Genomic DNA, 6,480 nt, shown 5'->3' with positions numbered 1-6,480 from the left:
ACCGCGAAGCCGCCTACTACGACACCTTCGCCGGTGTCAGCAAGGTGGTGCTGGGTTCGGGTCTGACGATTGTTGGGGCGCTGGCCTGTCTGAAATTCACCCGGCTGCCGTACTTCAGTTCGCTGGCCTTTCCGTGCGCGGTGGGTCTGCTGGTGGTGGTGGCCGCCGGGGTCACGCTCACGCCAGCGTTGATCGCGTTCGCAAGCCGCTTCGGCCTGTTCGACCCGAAGCGAGAGTTCAACTACACCCGCTGGCGCCGTCTGGCGACGGCCATCGTGCGGTGGCCGGCGCCCATCCTCGCCACCTCCGTCATCCTGGCGATCGTCGGCGCCATCGGCTTGATGGGCTTCAATCCCCGCTACAACGACCTGTACTACCTGCCGCAGAGCGCTTCGTCAGTGAAGGCGTACACCGCGGCCGATCAACACTTCACCCAGGCCCGTTTGAACCCGGACCTGCTGATGATCGAATCCGACCACGATCTGCGCAATCCCAGAGACATGCTGGTCCTGGACAAGGTTGCCGGAGCCGTCTTTCGGGTGCCCGGCATCGAACGGGTGCAGAGCATCACCAGGCCGCTCGGCCCGCCAATTCAGGACGGGTCCATCCCCTTCCAGCTGAGTGTGCAAAGCGCGCCGATCCGCAGCAACCTGAATTACCTGAAGGACCGTGTCGGCGACATCAAGAAGATCACCGGTTTCCTTGACACTCAGATCGCCCTGTTGGAGCGCCAGTACACGGTGACCCAAAAGCTCGCGAACGCCGCGGACGATAGCTCGAAAACCACGGCGGAGACGGCGGCCATCACGGACGAGATCCGGGACCATATCGCGGATTTCGACGATTTCTGGAGACCAATTCGCAGTTACTTCTATTGGGAGAAGCACTGCTTCGACATCCCGATTTGCTTCTCGCTGCGAAGCCTGTTCGACTCTCTCGACGGGTTCGATCAGCTGGCCGAAAAGTTCCACGCCCTCACCAGCGACCTCACCAACACCGCTAAGGCTACGCGCGAATTGCTGGCGATTATTCCCGAGAACATCGCCGTCTCGAAGGCGATCCGGGATACGACGCTCACCATCTACAGTTCGTTCGACAGCTTGATCGATCAATTCGACCGGCTGACCGACACCAACGCCGTAATGGGCAAGTCCTTCAACGACTCTCAGGTGGAGAGCCTGTTCTACCTGCCACCCGAGATCTTCCAGAACCCCGACTTCCAGCTGGGGTTGAGCTTGATGGTGTCGCCGGATGGCAAAGCCGCTCGCTTCATCATCACTCACGCAGTGGATCCGGCGACGACGAAGGGCATCTCGTCCGTCGATCAGGAGCGCCAAGCCGCCAAGGAGGCGCTGAAACTCACCTCGCTGGAGAACGCCGACATCTACCTCGGCGGTACGGCAGCCACGTTTTACGACATCGCCAACGGCGCCAAGTACGACCTGATGATCGCCGGGGTGGCCTCGATCGTGCTCATCTTCATCATCATGGTGATCGTCACCCGCGCTTTGGTCGCTGCGGGCGTCATCGTCGGCACGATCGTGATGTCGCTGGGGGCCGCCTTCGGGTTCTCGACACTGATCTGGCAGCACCTTGGTAATTTCCAGTTGCACTGGGTGGCAACCGAATTCGCGTTGATCGTGCTCCTGGCAGTGGGGTCCGATTACAACCTGATGCTGGTGTCTCGGATCGAGGAAGAGATCGGAGCCGGCCTGAAAACGGGACTCATCCGCGGCATGGGTGTTACAGGCCCGGTGGTGACTGCTGCCGGGGTGGTGTTCGCCGCCACCATGGGCACGATGATCACCAGCGATCTCCGGGCGATCGGCCAATTCGGCACGACGATCGGCATCGGCCTGCTGTTCGACACCTTTGTCGTCCGATCGCTCATCACGCCCTCGATCATGACGGTGATGGGACGCTGGTTCTGGTGGCCGAAGCGGGTACGGGTCCGGCCGGCCAGCCAGATGCTTCGGTCCGTCGGGCCGCGCCCGCTGGTTCGTGCACTGTTGTACCAGCCGCGGCAGGCGCTCCCGGCGGATCCTCAGCCGTAGCACCCGGCACAGCACGCGCCGCCGACGACCGTTTGTGTCGCACCGATAACAGGTCGGGTGTGCGATCGGTCTACGTTTCGCGTTGCGCCGCCATGGCGGCTTCGCGCCGAGCCTTCTCTTTCACGTGAGTCGAGCAGCAATGCACCATTTCGCAATGGAACCGGTCACTGCATTCATGCGAACAAAAGGCGGATGCGGCCGGAAGCCAGTCCGGATCGGACAGGTCGCGCGGTAGGTCGTTCGGATCGAACGTGTGGCCACAATGTACGCAGGTCTTGGTCTTGACCATACTGGCCAGGGTACGCGGCATGGCCGTAAATCGGCGCTGTTTTCAGATCGACGACGCACAATCTACGTTTCGCAAAACAGATGGCGTGCAATTCAAGTAACTTCATTTGCCCCAACCAATTAGGTCGTCGTCACCGCAGGACGGCAGACCGGACCGCGCAGACAGCGGAGGCTCGCAACACAGCCTTATCCATCCACGCTTTGGTTCACGGCGGCGCAGTACTCACCCGGGTGAATCGGTGGTTGGGGTGATGACAGCTCACCCCGCCTGGCTGCAGTCTCAGTACGACCAGGTCCGAGCGGGATTGTCACCCCGTTTGCGGGACGTCCCAGCTGGGGGCAGCGAACACCGAACCACACGACCAGTCGGAGCCGTCAGGAGAACCAGGAAGGGACCCCGAATATGCATTTTGAGGCTAAGAAAGTCATTGTTGTCGGCGGCAGTGCCGGCATCGGGCGGCAGGTCGCGATCGATGTCGTCGATCACGGCGGCAGCGCGGTGATCGTCGGACGCTCGAAAGCGCGTGTTGACGACACCGTCGCTCAGCTGACGAGCCGGCGTGGCGGAGCCTGGGGCATCGCCGCCGAGCTGACGGATCGCGCTGCAATCGCGGATGCGCAGCGCGTGCTTTCCGAGCATCACAGTGACGCGACACTGCTGGTAAACGCGGCCGGATTCTTTATCCCGAAGGCGTTTCTCGAATACGAGGCGCAGGACTACGACTCGTACATGGAGCTCAACTATGCCCTGTTCTTTCTGACGCAGACCGTCGTTGCGGGCATGATCGCCCGCGGGGAGGGCGGCTCCATCGTCAACATCGGCAGCATGTGGGCGCATCAGGCGCTCGGTGTAACCCCATCTTCTGGGCACTCGATGCAAAAGGCCGGCCTGCACGCGCTCACCCATAACCTGGCTATCGAGCTTGCCGGGCACAAGATCCGCGTCAACGCGGTAGCACCGGCCGCCGTGAAAACCCCCGCTCTCGAGCGGTGGGTCCCCAAGGACGAGATCGACGCCACGCTCGATACTTTCGCGCCGCTTCATCCCCTGGGACGAGTCGGCACCCCCGCCGACGTCGCCAACGCCGTCACCTATCTGCTGTCTGATGAGGCCAGTTGGGTCACCGGCGCGATTCTCAACGTCGACGGCGGCATCATGGCCGGCCGCAACTAACCCGATGGAAATCCTGGCCTTTGAAAATGAAAGAAAGCTGCAGAAGGAGACATTGCAGTGACAAACGACATCTTTAGGCCAGGTGGCCCGCGAGCTAAGTCTGTCGGGCGCACCGAAGGCAAGTCCGTGTTCAATGGGACGGTCGGTGTCCGCCACATCGTCGATTGGGTTGAGGCGCAAGGACGTTTCTCCGTCCTCGAGCATCCGATGTCTCCCCGAGCGCTAGCCGCACCACTTCATCGCCACCACAACGAAGATGAGTACAGCTGGATCATCGAGGGACGCGTAGGCGCGTTGCTTGGCGATGAGGTGCTCTACGGCGGACCTAGCGACTTCATTTTCAAGCCACGAGGCCAATGGCATACATTCTGGAACGCCGGCGATGAGCCCGCCCGCATCCTTGAGATTATTTCCCCCGCAGGATTTGAACAGTTCTTCGACGAGCTTTCTGACCTCGGCGGTGTGGACAAGATATCGACAAAGGCCCTAGATGAACTCTGTGCGCGGTATGAACTGGAGATGGATGTCGACAGCGTCCCGGAGCTATGCCAACGTTTCGACCTGAAGTACCCCGGTGAACCCATTTGATAATGAACCGCTGGTTCGAAATCCCTGTATGTGCAAGCGATGTCGGCGGGAAGCAAGCTAACCGCCGTGGATGTGGCTGGATGAGACGAAGTGACCAGTCAAACGCAACTCTGAAAGGTTCAGAATGAAGATCGTAGTTATTGGCGGCCGTGGGCTTATCGGCTCGAAAGTAGCGTCCAAGCTCAGCGCGCAGGGACACGACGTGATCATTGCCTCACGCCGATCAGGTGTCGATTCATTCACCGGTGAAGGTCTCGCCAACGCCCTCGCCGATGCGGATGTCCTGGTCGACGTCGCCGATTCACCAGTGTTCGACGATGAACCTGTGATGCAGTTCTTCACGACCACGACCACGAATCTTCTCGCTGCTGAACAGGAAGCGGGAGTCAACCACCATGTCGCGTTGTCCGTAGTGGGCGCTCAGATCATGCCGGATAGCGGCTACAACACTGCGAAAGCAGCTCAGGAAAATCTGATCAAGGATTCGGGCCGGCCTTATTCGATCGTGCGAGCAACTCCGTTCTACGAATTCGCGGTTGGCTTGGCCGATTCCGCGACAGACGGAGACATCGTCAGATTGCCACCCGCGTTGTTCCGTCCTATCGCCGCCGACGATGTCGCCACCGCCGTGGCCCACGTGGCTGTCGGGCGCCCTATCAACGGAGTGACGGAGATCGCCGGACCCGAAGCAATGGGGATGGACGACTTTGTCCGCACGGCCCTTGCCGCCAATCGTGACCAACGTCGGGTTGTGACTGACGCCCAGGCGCCCTACTTCGGTGCGGTGATCGACGATCACACCCTCGCACCCGACGAGAACGCCACCATCTTCACTACTCGATACTCCGACTGGATCGACGCGCACTCTAGCAGCCGCATTTAGGCGTCGTCGCCCTACTAGGCGTTCAACGTCGAAGGGGCCCGGCTGTGGGTCTGTTTCGCAACCTAAAGGGGGACAACAAATGTCGCAGGATACGACAGACTCTGAATCGAAATCAACGATAAAGGTGATGCAGGAAGTACGGTCACCGTTGATCCCTGACGATGCCCATGTGTTGACTGTTCTCATCAACCATCCACCGGGCGCCCCTGGTTACCCGCCACATCGCCTTCCTGGCGGTCCCGGATTCGGTTACATGATTGACGGTGAGATGTTATTCGAGCTCGAGGGTGAAGCGCCCCGCGTCCTCCGCGCTGGAGACGCGTTCTGGGGACCCGGCGGCGACGTGATCCACTATCAGGACGCTAACAACCGCACTGACATTCCTTGTAGCTTCGTCCTCACACTGTTTTGCGTGCCTGGACAACCGATGCTCGAACGGGTTACCGAAGAGGAGCTTGAGGAACGAAAGGGACTGCGCGTCACCAGTTGACTCTCGCCGCCCTTGACGCCGTCAACAGCCGAAAATGAAACGGCAGGTAACGAGCGGGACTGAACCGTAACGAGACGCAACAAAACCGCATCTCGTACTGCATTTTGCCTGGTCAAGCAAGAGGCTCGAGTCCCCGTAGCGCCACTAACGTAATGATTGATCATCCTTACTCGAAACTGTTGGTGCTCAAGCCATTCGAGTCGTGTTAGGTCCACTTGAGATCGGATGCATGTCATTGGCATTGAGATGTTTGACTACTTCGAAAACTCTTCTTGTGCAACGTGTTCAGGCGACGACGGGTGCTGCGTTCAGAGGGGCTGGGCATCGGGTTCGAGCAACCGCTTGGGTGCATGCCGTCGACTTGGCCGATGAAGGGCGGATGGATGCTGTAGCCGAGCATCCGACGAATGTCCTCCGACACGGTGCGCACCGTGTCACGGGTAATCGACAGGGTGAATGCCTCTTGGGGGCGTAGCCACGGTTCGCAGTATTAGCGCGCTCACCCGCCGCACCCGATTGAGCACGGGTGCGCTCTACCACCATTTCGGTTCCAAAAGCGGTCTGCTGGCTGCGATTTACGATGCCTTCTACGAAGGACTCGGCCACGCCATCGCCGATACCCACCTTCCCGCCGACGCAGACTGGGCCACCCGAGAACGCGAACGCACCCGCCGATTCGTCGCTTACCACTTTGCCGACCCGCTGGCCCCGGTCTTGCTTAATCGCACAGCTCTAGACCCGCAGCTCACCGAACTCGAAGTGGTCTACATCCAGAACATGAGCGACGACGCCGCCGACGACATTCGCCGCGGCCAAGCTGCGGGCCAACTCCCGGCCGACATCGACGCCGACAGCGCTGGCGCCTTCGTGATCGGTGGACTTCGCCATGGAATCGCCCAACAACTCCGCATCGATCCACCCTTCAACCCCGATCAGGCCACCGATCGGCTCTGGCGCCTGACCGCCGGCGCACTCGGCCTCACTTGAGCCGGTGGCGCAATAC

Annotated in this window: 7 protein-coding genes and 1 pseudogene; 6 read left to right on the top strand and 2 right to left on the bottom strand. The window is 60.5% G+C overall.

What is annotated here, in order from left to right; all coding sequences use genetic code 11:
* On the top strand, positions 1-2,054 hold a 2,054-nt coding region (locus tag WB785_RS13615; RefSeq protein ID WP_424079867.1), incomplete at its 5' end, for an RND family transporter.
* 70 nt (positions 2,055-2,124) lie between these two features.
* Here the strand turns inward: WB785_RS13615 and WB785_RS13610 are convergent.
* Entirely contained in the window at positions 2,125-2,343 is a 219-nt protein-coding gene (locus WB785_RS13610; protein ID WP_424079866.1) for a ferric uptake regulation protein, read from the bottom strand.
* 402 nt (positions 2,344-2,745) lie between these two features.
* Here WB785_RS13610 and WB785_RS13605 point away from each other — a divergent pair, with 402 nt between their 5' ends.
* From WB785_RS13605 to WB785_RS13590, 4 genes are all read left to right on the top strand, one after another.
* Positions 2,746-3,516: an SDR family NAD(P)-dependent oxidoreductase gene (locus WB785_RS13605; protein ID WP_424079865.1), complete on the top strand. Its 771-nt coding sequence runs from the start codon at positions 2,746-2,748 to the stop codon at positions 3,514-3,516.
* Between the two features lie 57 nt (positions 3,517-3,573).
* Positions 3,574-4,104 (top strand): cupin domain-containing protein, encoded by a 531-nt coding sequence (locus WB785_RS13600; protein ID WP_424079864.1) that lies wholly within the window; start codon positions 3,574-3,576, stop codon positions 4,102-4,104.
* Positions 4,105-4,228: 124 nt separating this feature from the next.
* Positions 4,229-4,987: an SDR family oxidoreductase gene (locus WB785_RS13595; protein ID WP_424079863.1), complete on the top strand. Its 759-nt coding sequence runs from the start codon at positions 4,229-4,231 to the stop codon at positions 4,985-4,987.
* 79 nt (positions 4,988-5,066) lie between these two features.
* On the top strand, positions 5,067-5,477 hold the full coding sequence (locus WB785_RS13590) for a cupin domain-containing protein (protein WP_424079862.1): 411 nt from the start codon (positions 5,067-5,069) through the stop codon (positions 5,475-5,477).
* Between the two features lie 313 nt (positions 5,478-5,790).
* On the opposite strand, the pseudogene WB785_RS13585 reads toward WB785_RS13590, so the two are convergent.
* Positions 5,791-5,967, bottom strand: a pseudogene (locus WB785_RS13585) (phytanoyl-CoA dioxygenase family protein); the annotation flags it as partial.
* Between WB785_RS13585 and WB785_RS13580 the strand changes: the two are divergent.
* Positions 5,934-6,464, top strand: a complete 531-nt coding sequence (locus tag WB785_RS13580; RefSeq protein ID WP_424079861.1) for a TetR/AcrR family transcriptional regulator — start codon at positions 5,934-5,936, stop codon at positions 6,462-6,464. The pseudogene WB785_RS13585 and the gene WB785_RS13580 sit on opposite strands and share 34 nt — an antisense overlap.
* Positions 6,465-6,480 lie beyond the last annotated feature (16 nt).

It is taken from the genome of Mycobacterium sp. (assembly GCF_049585075.1).
Taxonomy (GTDB): domain Bacteria; phylum Actinomycetota; class Actinomycetes; order Mycobacteriales; family Mycobacteriaceae; genus Mycobacterium.
This window is presented reverse-complemented; position numbering and strand designations above follow the sequence as displayed.